Source organism: Pseudomonas sp. NY15437 (assembly GCF_048068435.1).
Classification (GTDB): domain Bacteria; phylum Pseudomonadota; class Gammaproteobacteria; order Pseudomonadales; family Pseudomonadaceae; genus Pseudomonas; species Pseudomonas nitroreducens_B.
In genome coordinates this window covers 542,336-559,241 of record NZ_JBLUQC010000004.1, presented here as the reverse complement: position 1 = coordinate 559,241, position 16,906 = coordinate 542,336, and the positions used below count along the sequence as shown (strand labels likewise).

At 68.9% G+C, this 16,906-nt stretch carries 16 protein-coding genes; 7 read left to right on the top strand and 9 right to left on the bottom strand.

Features of this window, described 5'->3' with window-relative positions; translation table 11 throughout:
* The 3 genes from ACNFIA_RS12695 (at position 1) to ACNFIA_RS12685 (ending at position 2,323) form a co-directional block, all read left to right on the top strand.
* Entirely contained in the window at positions 1-1,044 is a 1,044-nt protein-coding gene (locus ACNFIA_RS12695) for a sensor domain-containing diguanylate cyclase (RefSeq protein ID WP_259757538.1), read from the top strand.
* A gap of 30 nt (positions 1,045-1,074) precedes the next feature.
* Positions 1,075-1,530, top strand: coding sequence for a DUF2214 family protein (locus ACNFIA_RS12690; RefSeq protein WP_416785221.1), 456 nt, complete (start codon positions 1,075-1,077; stop codon positions 1,528-1,530).
* 121 nt (positions 1,531-1,651) lie between these two features.
* Positions 1,652-2,323, top strand: a complete 672-nt coding sequence (locus ACNFIA_RS12685; protein WP_416785218.1) for a hypothetical protein — start codon at positions 1,652-1,654, stop codon at positions 2,321-2,323.
* On the opposite strand, the gene ACNFIA_RS12680 is transcribed toward ACNFIA_RS12685, so the two are convergent.
* The 3 genes from ACNFIA_RS12680 to ACNFIA_RS12670 are packed head-to-tail and all read right to left on the bottom strand — an operon-like array spanning position 2,290 to position 4,404.
* Complete coding sequence (locus tag ACNFIA_RS12680; RefSeq protein ID WP_416785216.1) at positions 2,290-3,144, bottom strand: arylamine N-acetyltransferase family protein; 855 nt, start codon at positions 3,142-3,144, stop codon at positions 2,290-2,292. The genes ACNFIA_RS12685 and ACNFIA_RS12680 overlap by 34 nt on opposite strands.
* A 22-nt stretch (positions 3,145-3,166) precedes the next feature.
* A complete protein-coding gene (locus tag ACNFIA_RS12675; protein ID WP_416785213.1) occupies positions 3,167-3,667 on the bottom strand; it encodes a cupin domain-containing protein in 501 nt (166 codons plus the stop codon).
* A complete protein-coding gene (locus ACNFIA_RS12670; protein WP_416785210.1) occupies positions 3,664-4,404 on the bottom strand; it encodes an NAD-dependent epimerase/dehydratase family protein in 741 nt (246 codons plus the stop codon). The genes ACNFIA_RS12675 and ACNFIA_RS12670 overlap by 4 nt, the downstream gene beginning before the upstream one ends.
* A gap of 181 nt (positions 4,405-4,585) precedes the next feature.
* Here ACNFIA_RS12670 and ACNFIA_RS12665 point away from each other — a divergent pair, with 181 nt between their 5' ends.
* Both ACNFIA_RS12665 and ACNFIA_RS12660 read left to right on the top strand, forming a co-directional pair.
* Positions 4,586-5,146: an NADPH-dependent FMN reductase gene (locus ACNFIA_RS12665; protein ID WP_416785208.1), complete on the top strand. Its 561-nt coding sequence runs from the start codon at positions 4,586-4,588 to the stop codon at positions 5,144-5,146.
* Positions 5,147-5,296: 150 nt separating this feature from the next.
* Positions 5,297-6,052 carry a hypothetical protein gene (locus ACNFIA_RS12660; protein ID WP_259757546.1) on the top strand — a complete coding sequence of 252 codons (756 nt, stop codon included), beginning with the start codon at positions 5,297-5,299 and terminating at the stop codon, positions 6,050-6,052.
* On the opposite strand, the gene ACNFIA_RS12655 is transcribed toward ACNFIA_RS12660, so the two are convergent.
* Positions 6,053-6,352, bottom strand: a complete 300-nt coding sequence (locus tag ACNFIA_RS12655; RefSeq protein WP_259757547.1) for a chaperone modulator CbpM — start codon at positions 6,350-6,352, stop codon at positions 6,053-6,055. It abuts the gene before it with no gap.
* The gene (gene cbpA, locus ACNFIA_RS12650; protein ID WP_416785206.1) at positions 6,349-7,317 is read right to left on the bottom strand and encodes a curved DNA-binding protein; all 969 of its coding nucleotides are present in this window, start codon (positions 7,315-7,317) and stop codon (positions 6,349-6,351) included. Before cbpA ends, ACNFIA_RS12655 begins: the two co-directional genes overlap by 4 nt.
* Positions 7,318-7,572: 255 nt before the next feature.
* Here cbpA and ACNFIA_RS12645 point away from each other — a divergent pair, with 255 nt between their 5' ends.
* Positions 7,573-9,003, top strand: a complete 1,431-nt coding sequence (locus tag ACNFIA_RS12645; RefSeq protein ID WP_416785204.1) for a PLP-dependent aminotransferase family protein — start codon at positions 7,573-7,575, stop codon at positions 9,001-9,003.
* Positions 9,004-9,492: 489 nt separating this feature from the next.
* Here the strand turns inward: ACNFIA_RS12645 and speA are convergent, their stop codons facing one another.
* The 4 genes from speA to ACNFIA_RS12625 all read right to left on the bottom strand — a co-directional run bounded on the left by speA (position 9,493) and on the right by ACNFIA_RS12625 (position 13,993).
* The gene (speA, locus tag ACNFIA_RS12640) at positions 9,493-11,406 is read right to left on the bottom strand and encodes an arginine decarboxylase (protein ID WP_259757550.1); all 1,914 of its coding nucleotides are present in this window, start codon (positions 11,404-11,406) and stop codon (positions 9,493-9,495) included.
* Positions 11,407-11,691: 285 nt separating this feature from the next.
* Entirely contained in the window at positions 11,692-12,063 is a 372-nt protein-coding gene (locus tag ACNFIA_RS12635) for a translation initiation factor Sui1 (RefSeq protein ID WP_259757551.1), read from the bottom strand.
* A gap of 322 nt (positions 12,064-12,385) precedes the next feature.
* Positions 12,386-12,925 carry an NUDIX hydrolase gene (locus tag ACNFIA_RS12630; RefSeq protein ID WP_416785201.1) on the bottom strand — a complete coding sequence of 180 codons (540 nt, stop codon included), beginning with the start codon at positions 12,923-12,925 and terminating at the stop codon, positions 12,386-12,388.
* 3 nt (positions 12,926-12,928) lie between these two features.
* The gene (locus tag ACNFIA_RS12625; RefSeq protein WP_259757553.1) at positions 12,929-13,993 is read right to left on the bottom strand and encodes a DUF2333 family protein; all 1,065 of its coding nucleotides are present in this window, start codon (positions 13,991-13,993) and stop codon (positions 12,929-12,931) included.
* 288 nt (positions 13,994-14,281) lie between these two features.
* Between ACNFIA_RS12625 and ACNFIA_RS12620 the strand changes: the two genes are divergently transcribed.
* Positions 14,282-15,892 carry a diguanylate cyclase gene (locus ACNFIA_RS12620; protein WP_416785199.1) on the top strand — a complete coding sequence of 537 codons (1,611 nt, stop codon included), beginning with the start codon at positions 14,282-14,284 and terminating at the stop codon, positions 15,890-15,892.
* Positions 15,893-16,906: the final 1,014 nt, after the last annotated feature.

Here is a 16,906-nt window from a genome sequence, read left to right as displayed (position 1 = left end):
ATGCCGGCTTGTCCCATTCCCGTTGACGAATCCCTGCGTCAGCAGACCCTGGATGAGATGAACCTGCTCGACACCCCGGCCGAGCATTATCTGGATACCCTGGTCCGCCTGACGCAGGACCTGGTGAAGGTCGATACCGTGCTGATCAGCCTGATCGACCAGGACCGCCAGTGGTTCAAGGCCCGCATCGGCCTGGACGCCACCGAGACCAAGCGCGACGTGTCGTTCTGCGGCTACGCGATCCTCGGCGAGGACACCCTGCTGGTGCCCGACGCCACGCTCGACGAGCGCTTCGCCGACAACCCGCTGGTGCTCGGCCCGCCCTATATCCGCTTCTACGCCGGGCGCCCGCTGCGCGCCGGCAACGGCCAGGCCATCGGCACCCTGTGCATGATCGACCCGCGCCCGCGCGGCATGACGGCGGCGCAACAGGCCAACTTCCGCGACCTCGCCACCCTTGCCGAGGGCTACCTGCAACTGCGCAGCCTGATCCAGAGCACCCGCGACCTGCGCGTCGAGATGGACCGCGAACAGCGCAAGGCCCTGCTCGACCCGCTCACCCAGCTGTGGAATCGCGGCGCCCTGCACGCCTTCCAGGAGCGCGAGTGCCGCCTGGCGCGGGAAAGCCACGCGCAGCTGGGCGTGCTCTATGCCGACCTCGACCATTTCAAGTCGATCAACGACCGGCACGGTCATGCCGGCGGCGACCAGGTGCTCCGCGAATGCGCCCAGCGCCTGCGCGCCGCGCTGCGGCCGGACGACCTGCTGGTGCGCCAGGGCGGCGAGGAATTCGTCGCGCTGCTCAAGGTGAAGGACGGTGAGGAACTGCAGCGCGTCGCCGAGCGCGTGCGCGAGCAGATCAACCACGCCCCCGTACCGCTGGCCGGCGGCCCGCTGCCGGTGACCCTGAGCATTGGCTGCACCCTGCGCGCCGGGGAGGAACCCATCGACCAGGCGCTGGAGCGCGCCGACGTTGCGCTTTACAGTGCCAAGCAGGCCGGGCGCAACCGGGTGAGCTTCAGCCCGCCGCCGGCATCCGCCTGACCGAATAAGGCCCCCGTAGAGGACCCACCCATGGCCCAAGCCATTGCCGCGTACCTGCACTACCTGTCGATCTACCTGCTGTTCGCCCTGCTGGTGCTGGAGCACCAGCTGTTCCGCCTGCCGCTGGACCTGTCGCGGGCGCGCAGCCTGGTGATCGTCGACCTGGCCTATGGCGCCTGCGCGGGCCTGGTGCTGCTGACCGGCGCGGCGCGGGTCGTCTGGTTCGCCAAGGGCGCGGACTACTACCTGCACAACAGCCTGTTCCACGCCAAGGTCGGCCTGTTCGTGCTGGTGGGGCTGCTGTCGATCCTGCCGACCATGACCTTCCTCAACTGGCGCAACGAGCTGCGGGCCGGGCGCGTGCCGGTGCCCAGCGAACGCCAGGCGAAGCGGGTGATCATGGTCATTCGCCTGGAGCTGCTGGCCCTGCTGGTCCTGCCGCTGCTGGCGACGCTGATGGCGCGCGGCTTCGGGATGATCGGCTGAGCAGGTGGCTTCGCTCATCCGCCCAGCCACTTTCCTACAGACAGAGCCGAGCAATCCGATTCAGGCGACGCCTTGATCGGCGGATGCTCCTGCGCAGTTTCGACTGCCGCAGGACCTCCGCATGCCTTCCCGCTTCCCCCGCCGCGCGCCCTGGCGGGCCCTTTCGCTGCTCGCCGCGCTGGCCCTGGGCGGCTGCGCCAGCAATGAATTCACCCTGGAAGCCGACCTGCCGGGGGATTTCGCCCTGGCCGGCGACGCGCGCTATTCCCTGCCGGCCGGCAGCCATTGCGGCGCGGCGGCCGAGAGCGTCACCCAACGCCTATTCACCACCGACGGCCACGCCCAGCGGCCGCACCGGGTCAGCTATCAGGTCCCGCTGAGCCTGAGCAGCGATGGCTGCCGTCGCGAGCTCAGCCACATCCGCCTGGCAATGGACGGCGAATCGGCCAGCCATCCCCTGGAAGCCTTCGCGCCGGACGTCAGTTACGCCAACCTCGCCATCCGCAGCCAGCTCGCGCCAGGCAGCGCGGGCATGCCCAAGCATGGCGTGCGCATCTTCGACGGGTGCTGCCGCTGGTTGCTGCCCGACTCGCCCAGCGGCGAACGGCAACTGCAGTGCAACGCCTCCGATATCAACGGCCAATGGTTCGACGCCAAGCCCGGCGGCGAGCTGCAGCGCGACCAGTTGCCCGGTCGCATCGTGCGACTGGCTATCGGCGTGGCGCCGGATATCCCCGCCAGCGCCGAGCAGCCGGGGGCTCAGACCCTTTCGGCAGCCGACTCCAGCAACTGAGCCAGCCGGCGCCGCAAGGCCGGCACTTCACCTTCGGCCGCTTGCAGGCCGAAGCGCTCGCGCAGCAGCGTGAGCAGTTCGTCGGCCTGGGTGATGTTGCGCTGCTCGACGCTGCCATCGGCACTGCGCCGGTTGAACTGGCCGTTGAGCAGCGACAGCCGCGCACCGCCTTCGCTGAGCGCGACCCGCAGGGAGTTGCGGAACACACTCTGCGGGAAGGTCGAGGTGTACCAGTTGCGCATGCCGTAGTCGGCCCAGTGCTGTGGTTCCAGGGTGAAGCGGTACAGCGTCTGCCAGCCGGACGCCGAGCGCGTGGCCATTTCCAGTTCGCCATCGAGCGCGCCACTGATGCGCCAGCCGCCGGGCAGGGCTTCGTTCAGCCGCAGCGGCAACGCGCGGGGCGACGCCGGGCCACCGAAGCCGATGTCCACCAGGTGCGGACCCTCGTCCAGGTCGACGCGCAGCAGCAAGTGGGTCTGCGGGGTCAGCGGCGCGTCCGCCGGCAAGCCCCAGCGCACCCGCGCCACCAGCAGCGTCACGCGGTAATCCAGGCTGCTCAGCAGTCGGGCGAACAGGCTGTTCAGCTCGAAGCAGTAGCCGCCGCGGTGCCCTTCGACGACCTTGGCGAACACCGCGTCGGGCTCGATCAGGATGGGCTTGTCCAGCAGCACGTCGAGGTTCTCGAACGGCAGGTGATGCAGCGCCGCGACGATCAGCCGGTCGAGGTTCTCCAGCGTCGGCGCCGGGCGCTCGGCCGGCAGGCCGAGGCGCGCCAGGGTCGCGTCGAGCTGGGTAGCGGTGAAGGGGGTGAGCGGGGTCATGCGAGTCTCCTTTCGCGAAGCATCAATGGTGCGGGGCGGCGGGTTCCGGAATCACCAGCGGGCCGCAATTATCATCGCTGACGATCACTGCCAGCAGCCGCGCGGGTTCGCTGGCGCTGGCGTTCTCGGCGAACAGGTGCAGCGCGCGGCTGGGCTCGAACCAGGTCTGGCCCGCGCTGTAAGTCTGCGCCGGCTGGCCCTGCATCTGCGAGCGCACCTGGCCGCTGAGCACGATGGCGGTCAGCGCGCCGGGGTGGCGGTGCGCTGGGGTATGCGCGTTGGGCGGGAAATCCACCTGCAGGGTGGTCACCACCTTGCCCGGCAGATCCGCCAGCGGCTCGCAGGACAGGCGCGTCACCTGGGTCGTCGGCCGCGCGCCGGTCGCATGCCCGGCCTGGCTGTCGGCCAGGCTCGCCAGCGGCCGCGACCAACCCTGCCAGCTCAACGCCCCCGCCGCGAGCGCCGCGAGAGCCGCCACCAGCGCCAGGCCGCCGCGCGCCTCGCGTCCGAGCGCGAGGTTCATGCCGGCACCCCCGCCAGGCGTACGCCCGGTTGCCAGCCCAGGCGATGGCGCGCCTTGGCCGAGCTGACCTCGATGTCCTGCTCGGCGATGTTGTAGGCCCCGTGCGCGCCCCACTGCAGCGCCAGCAAAGCGGCGCGGGCGGCATCGTCGACGTGCACGGACAAGCGCGGATCGGCCCGCTCGGCGCCGGTTCCCGGCCCGTAGAGGCGCCCGTAGCGCAGCACGATGCCCTCCAGGGGGCGTGCGCCGAGCACGGCCTCTTCCAGCGCCACCACGCCGCCGACGCTGATGGCGCGCGGGCCTTCGGCGGCCAGGTCGAGGGGGTGTTCCTCGTGCAGCGGCAACTCGCCCGGCGCATAGGCCCAGGCGATGCTCTGCGCCACCATGCGCTCCACCCCCGCGGCACGGGCGGCGGCCACCAGGTTGGCCGTGCCCTCCCGGCGCAGGCGAGCGTTGCGCGGCTGCGCGGCGGGCATCAGGGCGGGGTCGAGGCCGGCCGGCAGGTCAGTGAGCTGATGAATCACCCAGCGCGGCTGGAAGGCCGACACCGCATCATGAAGGGCGCGCGCGTCATATACGTCCAGCACCATCGCCTGGGCGCCGGCAGCTTCGAGTGTGGCGGCGCGCTGCGCGCTGCGGCTGATCGCCAGCACCTGGTAGCCGCGCTCCAGCAGCATCGGCAGCAAGCGCTGGCCGATGGCGCCCGTGGCGCCGGCAAAGAACACTTTCATGCACATGGGGACCTCGAAGGAGCAGTGGGGACTCGTCGCCACTCTAGCCAGGCCATGCCCCACCCCACAGTGCCAAGATCGCCTCGAACGACTGGGACATGCTTCCCGAACCTTGATTCATGTCCACGCAATGTCACCCGCATCGTCTATAACAAACGGCTCAATACCCCGATCCTGAGGAGTCGTCATGAGCCAAGTCTTCGATGTTGCCGTGGTCGTCGGCAGCCTGCGCAAGGAATCCCTGAACCGCAAGATCGCCAAGGCATTCGCCGACCTGGCGCCGGCCAACCTGAAGCTGTCGATCGTGGAGATCGGTGACCTGCCGCTGTACAACGAGGAACTCGACGTCGGCACCCCGCCCGCCAGCTACACCACCTTCCGCGAGCGCATCGCCCGTGCCGACGCGGTGCTCTTCGTCACCCCGGAATACAACCGCTCGGTGCCCGGCGTGCTGAAGAACGCCATCGACGTCGGCTCGCGTCCCTATGGCAAGAGCGCCTGGAACGCCAAGCCCTGCGCCGTGGTCAGCGCCTCGCCGGGCGCCATCGGCGGCTTCGGCGCCAACCATCACCTGCGTCAGTCGCTGGTGTTCCTCAACATGCCGGTGCTGCAACAGCCCGAAGCCTACCTGGGCGGCGCGGGCAGCTTCTTCGACGACGCCGGCAAGCTGTCCGAGAAGACCCAGCCCTTCCTCAAGAGCATCATCGACGCCTTCTCCGCCTGGATCGAACAGAACCAGCCGCGCTGATCGCCCCTGGGCGCCGGCCCCGGCCGGCGCTCGCCGATCTGTGCAGCGGGTCGCAGGCTACCGGACAAAGTCCGATTCCGCCGCGATCCGACTGGTCGCCCCTCCCGCGCCGCGCCATGGTTCAGGCCCGCCTTATCCGCCGGACCGACCATGCACCCGCGCCCGCTCCGACTCTGCCTGCCCGCCCTTGCACTGCTGGCCGCGTGCAGTTCGCCTCCGGTCCACAAGGACATCGACGGCGAAGGCTTCGCCGCCGGGCAGATGCTGCAGAACGACGCCAACCGCGCCGCCAACCTGGCCATGCGCGATAACCTGCAAAGCCTCTCGCTGCTGCTCGACAAGCTCTACAAGCGCAACCCGCGGCAGTGGAAGAAAACCGGCGCCGCCTCCCGCGACGCGGCGCACAAGGTGGTGATGGATGCCATCGTCGACCAGCAGCCGTTGCCCGGCCTGGGCGACAAGCGCTCGGTGGCCGCACTGCCGCTGGCTTTCGATGCCGACTTCGAGGGCGACCGCGCCGGCGCATTGATCTACGGCCTGGGCAGCATGCTGGTGGAGCTTTACGGCGGCACCACCACTCAGCACCTGCTCAGCGGCCTGAACGCGCAGAAGACCGCCAACGCGGCGTGGAACATCGAGGTCGCCGCCTGGCTGCTGGCCAGCCGCACCGACGCGGCGGGGCAGCCGCTGCTGCTGTCCAACGAGATCAGCAGCGCCGGGCGCAACCTGTCCTTCGAGCGTGAATTCGGCCGCATGATCGGGCGCCTGGAACTGCTCGCCCAGACCAGCGACGAAAGCCTGCGGCGCAGCGGCATCAACTACGTGCAGGGCCTGCTCGCCGCGCCGATCATCGGGCTGGTGCAATTCATCCCGCTGGATGCCGCCTCGGCAGCGGCCACCCAGTAGCTACTCCAGCAGACGCGCCAGGCGCTGGCGCAGGTAGCGGTTTTCCGCGCGCAGCTCCTCCACCTCGTCCAGCAGGCGCAGCGCCAGGGCGATGCCCGGCCAGTCCAGCTCGAACTCGCGGCGCAGGCGCACCGCACGGCGCACCACGCTGACCGCCTGGTAATCGAACACCCAATGCCCGCCGCGTTGTTCGCGGGGCTCCACGATGCCCACCTCGACGATCTCGACGAGTACGTCGCGGGGCAGGTTCACCGACTGGCAGAGCTCGTCGAGGTCCACCACCATCACTGTAGTCGTCATGCGCGTTTACCCCAATCGGCACGGGGGTCGAAGGCCGCCTTGGCGGCCAGTTCTTCCCAGAGTTTGCGGGTCGCTTCGTCCGCCGCCTTCGGCATCACCACCTTGAGCACGGCGTAGAGATCGCCGGCGGCGGCGTCTCCCTTGTTCGGCAGGCCCTTGCCCTTGATGCGCAAGCGCTGGCCGGCCTGGCTGTTGGCCGGGATGCCGAGGTTGATGCGCCCGCCCAGGGTGGGCACTTCCACCTTGGCGCCGAGCGCGGCCTCCCACGGCGCCACCGGCACGGTGACGACCAGGTCGCGACCCTCGACATCGAACAGCGGGTGCGGCACCAGGCGGATCGCCAGGTACAGGTCGCCAGGCGGGCCGCCGTTGACGCCCGGCGCGCCCTGCCCCTTGAGGCGGATGCGCTCGCCGTCGGCAGTGCCCACGGGGATCTTCACGTTCAGCGTCTTGTTCTGTGGCGGCAGCTTGCGGCCGTACTCGTCGTAGCTGGGCAGGCTGAAGCTGATCGGCCGGCTCTCGCCGGAAAGGGTTTCCTCGAGGAACAGCGGGACCTCCATCTCCACGTCCTGGCCACGATGCGGCTGCGGCTGGCGAGCGCCGCCGAAGCCACCACGGGAGCCGCCGGCGCGGGCGCCGAAGATCTGCTCGAAGAAGTCGGAAAAGTCCTGCTCATGCCCCGGCGGCGGGCCATCGAAGCCTCCGCGCGGCTGCCAGCCGGGCGGCGCCTCGAACTGCGGGCCCTGCGCGCCGTAGCGACGCAGCTCGTCGTACTCGGCGCGCTTCTCCGGGCTTTTCAGCACCTCGTAGGCTTCGGAGACGTCCTTGAACTTCGCCTCGGCGTCCGCCTCCTTGCTGACGTCCGGGTGGTATTTGCGCGCGAGCTTGCGGTAGGCGGTCTTGATCGCCTTCTCGTCGGCGTCGGGTTCAACCCCGAGCGCCGCGTAGTAATCCTTGAATTCCATCGATCTCCTCACATGCGTTGGACCTGTCGGCGCCTGGGACACGGGGATTCGCGCGGGCGGCCGAAGCCGCTGCGCGCACTGCGGGGCGAACAGGTGGAAAAAACGGGTTTCTGCGACAACAGATGGAGTCGCGGCGCCTGCTTTTCAACACTGCCTGCAAGCCTAGACGCTGATCCTGCAGGGCGGCTGCCGCGACGTGTTGATGCCGGTCATGGCATAGTCGGCTTTCCGCTTTCCCGGCAATCGACCCAGGCCATGACCGCTCCCCTCGATTCGTTCCGCCAGCCGCTGGACCCGAGCCACGAGCTGCCCATCTACCGTCAGTTGTACGGACGCATCCGCGACGCCATCACCCGCGGCGCCCTGCGTCCCGGCGAGCGCGTGCCGCCCGTGCGCGGGCTGGCCGGCGAACTGGGTGTGGCGCGCGGCACGGTGGAGCTGGCCTACCAGTTGCTGACCAGCGAAGGCTATCTGCAGGCACGCGGGCCAGCGGGCACGGTGGTATCGCCGCAACTGGCGGGACGCAGCGCCGCCGCGCCGGCGGTGGCGGTCGCGCCGGCAACCGTCGAGCGCACCCTGCCCGGCCTGATCGCCCATGGCCCGGCGTTGCGCCCGTTCCAGCTCGGCGTGCCGGCGCTGGATGCCTTCCCCCGCGCGCTCTGGGGGCGCCTGTGCGCGCGCCGCCTGCGCCAGCAGAGCGCCGCCATGCTGGCCTACCCGGAGCCCTGTGGCTACGGACCCTTGCGCGAGGCGGTCGCCGGTTACCTGGGCATTTCCCGAGGGATCGTCTGCGACCCGGCGCAGGTGTTCATCTGCGCCGGCTACCAGGGCGCGCTGGACCTGATCAGCCGCACCCTGCTCGAACCCGGCCAGCGTTTCTGGCACGAAGACCCGGGCTACCCGCGCGGCCGCGAGCTGCTGCGCCGGGCCGGCGGGGTGCCGGTGCCGGTCGCGGTGGACGGCGATGGTCTGCGCGTGGAGGACGGCATCGCCCGCGCGGCGGATGCGCGCTTCGCCCTGGTCACGCCGTCGCAGCAGAGCCCCACCGGCGTCGCCCTGAGCCTGCCGCGCCGCCTCGCCCTGCTGGACTGGGCCGCCGGCAGCGGCGCCTGGGTGGTCGAGGACGACTACGACAGCGAGTACCGCTACGCCGGCTTCCCGCTGCCGGCGCTGAAAAGCCTCGACCGCGCCGGGCGCGTGCTCTACACCGGCACCTTCAGCAAGGTGCTCTACCCCGCACTGCGCCTGGGCTATCTCGTGGTACCGGCGGCGTTGGTGGATGACTTCGTGCGCGCCCAGCAGGTGTTTTCTTCCGGCTGCGCGGAGCTGCTGCAGGCGACCCTGTGCGACTTCATGCAGGAGGGCCATTTCGCCCGCCACCTCAAGCGCACCCGCACGCTGTACGCCCAGCGCCGGCAGTGGCTGCGCAGCGCGCTGGAAGCACGCCTCGGCGAGCGCCTGCGCTTTGCCGACACGCCGGGGGGCCTGCATCTGATCGGCGCGCTGGAACAGGACGACCTGGCCGTCGCCCGCCGCGCCCATGCCGAGGGGCTGGGCCTGCAGGCGCTGAATGCCTGGTGCGTGGAGGCCAAGCGCGCGCCGGCGCTGATGATGAGCTTCACCAATGTCAGCGATGAGCCGCTGGCCGGGCGCCTGGCGGAGCGCCTGGCGGCGCTGCTGGAGTGAGGCAGGAGGCTGGGCGGGCGAAGAAGGTTCCGCTGCGACGGGCTTCGCGACCGGGTTTGCTTTCTGAAACATCGTGGCGCGGCCTGCACTCTCCCCCGCCCTCTCCCTGAAGGGAGAGGGAGCTGTCCGTGCCGGCTGACACCATGGATTCCTCCTGCACCGACCGGTTCCCTCTCCCTTGGGGGCGGGGGAATCAGGCAGACCGTAGGGCGCATGACCCGGAACGGGTTATCCGCCGATCACCCCGCGGCGGATAACGCTGTCGCGTTATGCGCCCTACGATCTCAGGCGGGAAAGGATCCGCCCCGCCGGCTTTCGCGGACAAGGCCCGCTCCTTCACCCCAGGCCGCCCCCCGTCCCCCTGTAGGAGCGAGCTTGCTCGCGAACAGCCTTGGCGATGGAACACCACCGTTCGCGAGCAAGCTCGCTCCTACGAAGAGCAAAAAGCCCCGCCGAAGCGGGGCTTTCATCACGCCGACCGCCGCCCGATCAGGACGACAGGTAGGCCGAACGGGTCAGGCCCAGGCGCAGCGCGTCGAGGAACTGCGTGCGCTCGCGCGCGGTGAGCTTGGCCCCGGCGACCTTGTCGCGGTAGTGGGTCATCAGCTCCTCGGGCGACAGGTGCACGTAGCGCAGCATGTCCTCGATGGTGTCATGGGTCTCGATGCCGGCGTGGTAGTAGCTGCCGTCGGCGTTCTGGTAGACGTTCACCGAGTCGGTGTCGCCGAACAGGTTGTGCATGTCGCCGAGGATTTCCTGGTAGGCGCCGACCAGGAAGGTGCCGATCAGGTAATCCTCGCCTTCCTTCACGTCGTGCACCGGCATGCTGGTCTCGATGCTCTGCTCGTCGACGTACTGGGTGATCTTGCCGTCGGAGTCGCAGGTCAGGTCCTGCAGCACCGCGCGGCGGGTCGGTTCCTCGCCCAGGCGGTGGATCGGCAGGATCGGCAGTACCTGGCCGATGGCCCAGGTGTCGGGCAGGCTCTGGAACACCGAGAAGTTGCAGATGTACTTGTCCGCCAGCTTGTCATTGAGCTCGTCGAGCACCTGGCGATGCGAGCGCTGGTGGGCCTTGAGCTGGTTGTGCAGGCGGCGGCAGATGGCGAAGTAGCACTGCTCGGCCAGGGCCTTCTGCGCGAGGCTGATCTTGCCCTCGGCGTACTGCGCGGCGGCGTCGCTCATGTAGTGGGTGGCGCGCCAGTAGGTCTCGGTGACCATCTCGGCGTCGGTCGGGCCAAGCAGGTCGGCCAGCCACTGGACGATTTCCGGCTGTTCGGCCAGGTCGGTGATGGTCGGTAGCTCGTCGTTGTGCCGCTCGACGTCGGTGACCTGGGTGATCAGCACCGCGTGGTGCGCGGTCAGCGCGCGGCCGCTCTCGGAGAAGATGTGCGGGTGCGGCAGGCCCTGGGCGTCGCAGAATTCCTTGAGCATGCCCACCACCACACCGGCGTAATCGTCGATGTCGTAGTTGATCGAGCTGGCGTTGCGCGAGTGGGTGCCGTCGTAGTCCACGCCCAGGCCGCCGCCGACGTCCACGTGGTCCACCGGCAGGCCGAGGGCACGCAGTTCGCCGTAGTAGCGGATGGCTTCCTTGAAGCCGTGCTGGTAGTCGGCCAGGTTGGCGATCTGCGAGCCCATGTGGAAGTGCAGCAGGCGCACGCCCTGGTCCAGCCCGGCGGCGCGGAAGCGCTCGACCACCGACAGCAGCTGCGCGGCGGACAGGCCGAACTTGGCCTTCTCGCCACCGGTGTCGGCCCACTTGGAGGAGGCCAGCGAGGACAGCCGCACGCGCAGGCCGACCTGGGGCAGCACGCCGATGACGGCGGCTTCCTCGATCACCAGCTGCACCTCGGATTCCTTCTCGATCACGATGAACACGTTGTGGCCGAGCTTCTGCCCCATCAGCGCCAGCTTGATGAACTCGCGGTCCTTGTAGCCGTTGCAGACGATGGTGCCGCCCTTGGGCGCCAGCGCCAGCACGGCCATCAGCTCGGGCTTGGAGCCGGCTTCCAGGCCGATGGAGACGTTCTGGGTGGCGATGATGCTCTCCACCACCGCTTCCTGCTGGTTCACCTTGATCGGGTACAGCGCGGTGTAGCGGCTGCCGTACTCCAGGCGCGCGATGTTGGCGTCGAAGGCGCCGGTGAGCTTGCGCACGCGGTCCTGGAGGATGTCCGGGAAGCGCACCAGCAGCGGCAGCGACAGGCCCGCCTCGCGCAGCTGCTCGACCAGCGCATGCAGATCGATCGGCTGGGCATCGGCGCCCTGCGGGCGAACTTCCACGTTACCGGCGTCGTTGATGGCGTAGTAGCCGGCGCCCCAGTGGCGAATTCCGTAGATGCTGCGGCTGTCAGCCACGGTCCAGTTGCTGCCGTCGTCTTTGCGGGTCCGTCTAGCGGCCATGCGTGGTGGTCTCCTCAAATAGCGCGAATGTGTGCAGGCGCCCGCCCGGCGTGCGGGTGAGTCGTTCGAGGCCTTCTGGTGTAACCCTAGCCGGGACTCGTGACGATGCCGTGTTGACCGCCGGGCTTGGCGGTAAGTTTAGGAAAATCCGACGACGCGCCCAGGGCGCGCCGGTAAATCTCCCATCTAGGGAAAGGGCTTGCCGGCGCCGCGCAGTCTGCGCATCGCCTGGAACCCGTTCTCGACAGGGGAGAGTCGCTTGCCTGTTCAGGCAGGGGGGACGGATCAGCCGCCGGATTTCTTCGCCTTGAGGCCGCGCTTGGCCAGCTCTTCGAGCAGCAGGTCGACGTGGTCGCCCTGGATCTCGATGATGCCGTCCTTCAACGCGCCACCGGTGCCGCAACGCTTCTTCAGCGCGGTGGCCAGGTCCTTGAGCGCATCGGCCGCCAGCGGCACACCGGTCACCGTGGTCACGGTCTTGCCGCCGCGGCCCTTGGTTTCCCGACGCACGCGAGCGATGCCGTCGCCGGCCGGAATCTCGGCCTGCTTGCAGGTGCACGCGCCAATGGGCTGATTGCAGTCCGGGCAGTGCCGGCCGGCATCAGTGGAATAGACGAGCCCGCCGAGGGCGGACAGGGAGGATGCTTTCTTGACCACCGGGCGTTTCCCCAGGATTGGCCTCTTCGGGCCAGGTCAACGAATGGCCGGCTGGCGCCGACCGCGACGCCCCACTCAGGCAGGGGCTGCGCAATTCCCGGTGGAGGACCCTGCCGGAAAGGTCGCGCAATTTAGCAGCATTGGAGGCAAATGCTAAGAGCGAAAATGCGTCATTGATCGGCGGTTTGGCGACATGGGGTCTTTTCAGGGCATCTGGAAATCAGATCAAGCGATCGCGGACGAAGTCCGCTCCTACCCATAGGTTAGCCACGGCGTAGGAGCGGACTCCGTCCGCGATTGCTCAACGCCAGCTCCGAATTCCTTAGAAACTCACCAGGTACTTGCGCAACGCCGCCAGCGAATCCGGGCAATACGGCGTGCCCGCCTTCGCCTCGGCCAGCACCTGGTGCGGGTCGATGAAGCGCGCTTCCAGCACTTCCTCGGGCTGCAGCTTCAACGGCGCATCGGACACGGCGGAGAACACCGCGCACCACAGGCGGTTGTCCGGCTGGTCGAAGAAGAAGGTGCCATGCGCGCGGAGTTCGACGCCGGCAATGCCCAGCTCCTCTTCCAGCTCGCGGGCGGCGGAAGCCTCGTAGCTCTCGTCCGCCTGCACCATGCCGCCGGCGGCCGGGTCCCAATAGCCCGGGTAGATCGCCTTGCTCAGGGTGCGGCGGTGCACGCACAGCTCGCCAGCGGAGTTGAACAGCAGGATGAAGGTGCCCCGGCCGATCAGCCCGCGCGCGCGCAGCTCGGCGCGCGGCAGGCTGCCCAGCAGCTGGTCGTCATCGTCGACCCAGGCGATCTTCTCCGCGTCGGAGGCCGCCCGGTGGGCGGCTTCCCTGTCGCTGATGGCCGCCATGGATCAGCCCTGGGCCAGCAGCTGGCGCAGGTCGATGATTGCGGCGTTGGCGCGGGAGATGTAGTTGGCCATGACCAGCGAGTGGTTGGCCAGCACGCCGAAGCCGCTGCCGTTGAGGACCATCGGGCTCCACAGCGGCGCCTCGGCGGCCTCCAGCTCGCGGATGATCTGGCGCACGCTGACGGTGGCGTTCTTCTTCGCCAGCACGTCGGCGAAGTCCACCTCGATGGCGCGCAGGATGTGCGACAGCGCCCAAGCCTGCCCACGGGCTTCGTAGAACACGTTGTCGATCTGCATCCAGGGGGTTTCCTGGATCACTTCCTCGACTTCCGGCGCCTGGCCCGGGGTGACCGGCTTGAGCGGGGTGATGTTGGTGTTCAGCTTGACCCGGCCGACGCTGGCCGAGAGGCGCTGGGACAGCGAGCCCAGGCGGGTGGAGACGTCGCCCAGCCAGTTGTTCAGGCTGTCGGCGCGGGCGTAGAACTGCGCGCCGGCGGGGTCGGCGGACAGGCGGGCGAGGTAACGGTCCAGCGACTTGATGCCCTCGGCGTACTCCGACTCGGAGGACGGCAGCGCCCAGCTCTTGTTGTCGAAGTTGAAGCGCGGCTCGGCGCGCGCCAGGTCCGCGTCCTCGGTGGACTGCGACTGGGAGCGGGCGAAGTCCTTGCGCAGCGCGCGCGACAGATCGCGCACCTGGACCAGCGCGCCGTATTCCCAGCTGGGCATGTTGTCCAGCCAGACGCCCGGCGGGAAGATGTCGTTGGACAGGTAGCCGCCGGGCTTGTTGAGCAGCGTGGCGACCACTTCCTTGAGGGTTTCGACGGTGGTGTAGCCCACCACCATCTGCCGGCCCGCGCGTTCGGCGGCGGCCTGAGCGTTCTGCTGCACGGGGAAGAGGTCCGGCTCCTGGCTCCAGTACCAGCCGATGGCCCCGCAGATCACCAGGTAGACGCCCAGCAGACCACCCAGCACGCGGCCCAGCCAGGGCCCGCCGAAGTAGGCGCGCGCGTCGTCCACCGAGTCATTCACGCGATCACGCACGGAGCCGCGTTTCTTCCAGTTCCACATGGCAAGTTCCTTGATGTCCCGAATTCGAAGATAGCTTGGACCTGCAACCGGCCCCAGGGTGCCGGGATTTTAGGCCCACCGGCGCCAGCATGCCGCACGGCGGCAGGTCAGCGCAGCCTACCCTGCGCATGGTGCTCGGTAATGGTGCGAATTACAAAGCTTCGGATGTTTGACCGAAGGCACTGTTATTGCCATCCAGGATTGGTAGCATAGGGCCATCACTGTGTATCACGGCGGAAATATCTTCGCCCCGCAGGCCGCCGGTACGGCTCTATAAAGAAGCGCGCGATGACCGAGCTCGATGATCCCTCCCTGGACCGCCTCAAGCATCACTTCGCCCAGCGGGTGATCCACCAGGCCCGTCACCTGCTGGAAGTCTGGCAGCGCCTGTCGCGCTCGGAGTGGAACAGTGCCGGGATGGCCGAGCTGGCCGAGGCCTGCCTGCGCCTGCAGCGCTACGCCGAACGCTTCGAGCAGGCCGAACACGCCGACCTGGCCAAGGGCATCGACCAGTGCCTGCGCGCCGTGCAGGACAACCGCGGGCGCCTGTCCAGCGAACTGATCACCGAACTCAACCGGTTGATGCAGCGCCTGTCGCGCACCGGCCTGCGGCATGGCGACCAGTTCGAGCAGACCCACCTGCCGCCGCTGCGCAAGCCCGTCTACCTCGCCCTGCAGGACCAGGAGCGCGCCGAGCGGCTGGCCCAGCAGCTGGAATTCTTCGGCATGGCCGCGCAGGCCTGCGAGCACGCCAACGCCTTCCGCGCCGCCATGGCCGACCGCCACCCGGCGGCCATCGTCATGGAAATCGACTTCGCCGGCGGCCAGGGCCTGGCGCTGGCCGACGAGGCCCAGGCGGGCCTGAAGCAGAAGCTGCCGGTGCTGTTCTTCAGCCACGAGGAAACCGACACCCCGACCCGCCTGGCCGCCGCCCGCGCCGGTGGCCAGGACTTCTTCAGCGGCGCGCTGGACGCCTCCGGCCTGCTGGAGAAGATCGAGACCCTGACCCGCGTGGCGCACTACGAGCCGTTCCGCGTGCTGATCGTCGACGATTCCCGCGCCCAGGCCGCGCACACCGAGATGGTCCTCAACAGCGCCGGCATCGTCACCCGCGCGCTCACCGCGCCGCTGTCGGTGATGGCCGAGCTGGCCGAGTTCCAGCCGGACCTGATCATCCTCGACATGTACATGCCCGAGTGCCTGGGCACCGAGCTGGCCAAGGTGATCCGTCAGCACGAGCGCCACGTGAGCGTGCCGATCATCTACCTGTCCGCCGAGGATGACCTGGACAAGCAGCTCGACGCCATGAGCGAAGGCGGCGACGATTTCCTCACCAAGCCGATCAAGCCGCGCCACCTGATCGCCACCGTGCGCAACCGCGCCGCCCGCGCGCGCAGCCTGAAGGCGCGGATGGTGCGCGACAGCCTCACCGGCCTGTACAACCACACCCACACCTTGCAGCTGCTCGATGACGCCCGCTTCCGTGCACGCCGCGAAGAGCGCCCGCTGACCTTCGCGATGCTCGATATCGACCACTTCAAGCGGGTCAACGACACCTACGGCCATCCCATGGGCGACCGCGTGATCAAGAGCCTGGCGCTGTTCCTCAAGCAGCGCCTGCGCAAGACCGATCACATCGGCCGCTATGGCGGCGAGGAATTCGCCGTGGTGCTGCCCGATACCGACGCCGACGCGGCGCGCAAGGTGCTGGAGGAAATCCGCCAGCGCTTCGCCGAAATCCATTACCCCGCGCAACCCCACGACCTGTCCTGCACCTTCAGCTGCGGCATCGCCGAACTGGGCGAGGACATGGACATCAAGACCCTGGCCAAGCAGGCCGACGAGGCCCTGTACCGCGCCAAGCACGGCGGCCGAAACCGCGTCGAGGTCTACACCTGACCCCCGCCGCTCTGCCGCGGCGCTTCCCGACCGAATGCTGGCACCGTGTCATCAGCCAGTAACCAAACTGCAATAGCTTCAGGGCTCGCCGTTTTTTCGCCGTCGGTCGAGACCTGCCATGCGCCTCAAGCTGCTCACCAACCTCAACACCGTCCTGCTCCTGCTCGTCTGCCTCGCCCTGGGCGCCACCCTGTGGTGGTCGCAACGCGCCCTGGAGCGCCCCTTCAGCCTGATGGACCGTTACCTGGAACTCTCCCAGGGATTCGAGCGGCAGGTGGCGCAGAACATCCAGGCGTACCTGGCCAGCGGCGACGCGCTCAAGCAGAAGGCCGCCCAGCAGGGGCTGGACGAACTGGCGAACGAACTGCCGCAACTGCCGGACAGCCTCCGCCAGCGGCTGGGCCAGAGCTTCGACGAGCTGCAGCAGTTCAGCGGCAACCAGTTGCTCGCCGCCGGCAAGCTGGCGGGTGATCCCCAGGGCCTGCTGCTGCAGGCCGAACGTGACCTGCTGGCGGCGCTGGACCAGCTCGGCGCCTATGCCGATGCCAGCCAGAACCCCGCGGCCGCCGAGTACCGCACGCCGCTGCTGCAGGCCGGCCTGCACCTGACGCGCCTGGCCCACGCCCGCGCCAAGCTGGTGGACAGCGGCAACCCGGCGCTGGCCGAGGACATCCAGCGCGAGCTGGACACCCTGCGCCAGCTGGCCGAGCGCATCGATGCCCTGCCGCTGCTCGGCGTGCTGGAGCAGCAGGCTTCGGCTTCCGACGACTTCGCCGCGATGATGGGCCTGGAGTCCCAGCCGGCCGCGCAGGCGCACAGCGAAGACCGTGGCGTGACGCTCAAGCGTGACCTCGCCGGCGTGCTGCGCCGCTACCCGGACGAACTCAACCGCACCCGCCAACTGATCGCCCAGCGCCAGGAACTGGCCAACGCCACCGCCCAGCGCCTGGGCGCCGTACAGCAGGCCCTGGCGACCCTGGAGCCGCAGGTGCGCGGGGAGCGCGCGAAGATCCA

Coding starts and splice junctions, on each gene's coding strand:
- ACNFIA_RS12660 (WP_259757546.1), top strand. CDS start 5,297: ATGCACCCGCGCCCGCTCCGACTCTGCCTGCCCGCCCTTGCACTGCTG.
- speA (WP_259757550.1), bottom strand. CDS start 11,406: ATGGCCGCTAGACGGACCCGCAAAGACGACGGCAGCAACTGGACCGTG.
- ACNFIA_RS12645 (WP_416785204.1), top strand. CDS start 7,573: ATGACCGCTCCCCTCGATTCGTTCCGCCAGCCGCTGGACCCGAGCCAC.
- ACNFIA_RS12685 (WP_416785218.1), top strand. CDS start 1,652: ATGCCTTCCCGCTTCCCCCGCCGCGCGCCCTGGCGGGCCCTTTCGCTG.
- ACNFIA_RS12670 (WP_416785210.1), bottom strand. CDS start 4,404: ATGTGCATGAAAGTGTTCTTTGCCGGCGCCACGGGCGCCATCGGCCAG.
- ACNFIA_RS12620 (WP_416785199.1), top strand. CDS start 14,282: ATGACCGAGCTCGATGATCCCTCCCTGGACCGCCTCAAGCATCACTTC.
- ACNFIA_RS12690 (WP_416785221.1), top strand. CDS start 1,075: ATGGCCCAAGCCATTGCCGCGTACCTGCACTACCTGTCGATCTACCTG.
- ACNFIA_RS12630 (WP_416785201.1), bottom strand. CDS start 12,925: ATGGCGGCCATCAGCGACAGGGAAGCCGCCCACCGGGCGGCCTCCGAC.
- ACNFIA_RS12680 (WP_416785216.1), bottom strand. CDS start 3,144: ATGACCCCGCTCACCCCCTTCACCGCTACCCAGCTCGACGCGACCCTG.
- ACNFIA_RS12695 (WP_259757538.1), top strand. CDS start 1: ATGCCGGCTTGTCCCATTCCCGTTGACGAATCCCTGCGTCAGCAGACC.
- ACNFIA_RS12675 (WP_416785213.1), bottom strand. CDS start 3,667: ATGAACCTCGCGCTCGGACGCGAGGCGCGCGGCGGCCTGGCGCTGGTG.
- cbpA (WP_416785206.1), bottom strand. CDS start 7,317: ATGGAATTCAAGGATTACTACGCGGCGCTCGGGGTTGAACCCGACGCC.
- ACNFIA_RS12655 (WP_259757547.1), bottom strand. CDS start 6,352: ATGACGACTACAGTGATGGTGGTGGACCTCGACGAGCTCTGCCAGTCG.
- ACNFIA_RS12625 (WP_259757553.1), bottom strand. CDS start 13,993: ATGTGGAACTGGAAGAAACGCGGCTCCGTGCGTGATCGCGTGAATGAC.
- ACNFIA_RS12665 (WP_416785208.1), top strand. CDS start 4,586: ATGAGCCAAGTCTTCGATGTTGCCGTGGTCGTCGGCAGCCTGCGCAAG.